This window comes from Nocardiopsis sp. NPDC006198, from assembly GCF_040613895.1.
Classification (GTDB): Bacteria; Actinomycetota; Actinomycetes; order Streptosporangiales; family Streptosporangiaceae; genus Nocardiopsis; species Nocardiopsis tropica.
Genome location: NZ_JBEXSY010000138.1, coordinates 1 through 1,457 on the forward strand (window position 1 = coordinate 1; position 1,457 = coordinate 1,457).

The following is a 1,457-nucleotide window of genomic DNA, read 5'->3' on the forward strand; positions in this document are numbered from 1 at the left end:
TCACGCCCCAGACCCCGGCGCACCCCGCGGGCGGGGGGGCGCCCACCGCCACCCCGCCCCGGGCGGGGGCGGCGGCCGTCGGGCCGCCTCCCACCGCGCCGGCCGCGCCCGGACGGCCGAACCCGGGCCGACCTTCGCCGCTCGTCCCGCGGGAGGGGGCCCGGCGACCGCTCGCGGCGATCGGCGCAGGCGCCGAGCCGACCGCAAGCGCCCGCGGACCACGTCCTAGAGCCCCGCGGCGTGGTCGTACAGCTTGCGCGCCTCCGCGCCCAGCCGGGGGCCGTACTGGGTGGAGCGGTCGTCGGCGTACTTGAAGCTGACCACCGAGGAGATCGTGCCCCGTCCTGTCGAGGTGTCGAAGCCCGTGAACCAGGGCCCGCCGCTGGACCCCTGCGTCATGCTGCACCGCACGCCGTTGGCGGTGGTGCCGCCCGTGTCCGGCCTGGTGCGGCCCGAGCAGTAGTGCAGGTCCTGGCCGTCGAAGGGCGAGGCCGAGGGGTATCCGAACGTGTACACCTGCACGCCGTCGCGGACCTTGTCCGCGGTCCAGGAGCCGAACGAGATCCGCTGGGACCCGACCTCGTCCTGGACGGCGGTCCCGCCGCTCTTGTTCAGCACCACCATGGCGAAGTCGTAGCTGTCGTCGGCCTCGCGCGACCACTGCGGGGCGACGAGCATGTCGCGGGCGGTGAACCTGCCGTACGGGTCCTTCCCGGCGTCGTGGCCCGGCACGAAGGTCCAGTTGCGCGCCCACGACCCCTTGCCGTCCTTGGCGCAGTGGCCCGCGGTGACCACGGTGCTCTTGTTGGCGGAGTCCACGACCGAGGCCGAACAGGTGAAGTCGCGGCCGTCCATGGTCAGGTAGACCTTGCCGGTGGTCTTCGTGACCAGGCCGCCGGCGGTCCAGCGCTCGCCCCGGCTGTCGGCGCGCGGGGACGCCTGGTGGTCGACGCCATCCGGGGCGGGGTGCGCCGCGGGCGGCAGGAGGGCTCCCTCCAGCATGCTGGTGATGGGCTGGGCCGCGGCCATCCGCTCGGCGGTCCAGTAGTCCAGCACGGCCCGGTGCTGGGTGCTCGTGACGGCCGCCGTCTGGTGGGAGATCCCGTCCACGCGCGTCGTCGCCTCACCACTGGCGCGGGCGGGCGCGGCGTGCTGCGGCGTCCCGGCTGCCCGGGTGACGGCGGAGGCCGGTGCGGGGAGTCTCTCGACGAGGGCCAGTCCTCCCAGGGCGACCGCGACGGCGGCCAGGGGGGCGAGGATCTTGTGTGAGGTGGACGAGGTCATGCCCACGATCTTTGCACACTTTGGGTAACTCAACGGCTACTTTGAGTTTGTGTCTCGGGGGGCGGGGAAGTGCGGTCGCGAAGATGGACAGACCGAGGATCACACGCTCACCCGTAGCTCGACCCCGCAGCGGGGGGATGGAAACCTCGATCCCCCATTTCCCGCCCGTACCG

Annotated in this window: 1 protein-coding gene; it reads right to left on the bottom strand. The window is 73.5% G+C overall.

Going from position 1 to position 1,457, the window contains the following annotated elements:
* Nucleotides 1-225: 225 nt before the first annotated feature.
* Nucleotides 226-1,284, bottom strand: a complete 1,059-nt coding sequence (locus ABZ234_RS33985; RefSeq protein ID WP_344181462.1) for a trypsin-like serine protease — start codon at nt 1,282-1,284, stop codon at nt 226-228.
* Between the last annotated feature and the right edge of the window lie 173 nt (nt 1,285-1,457).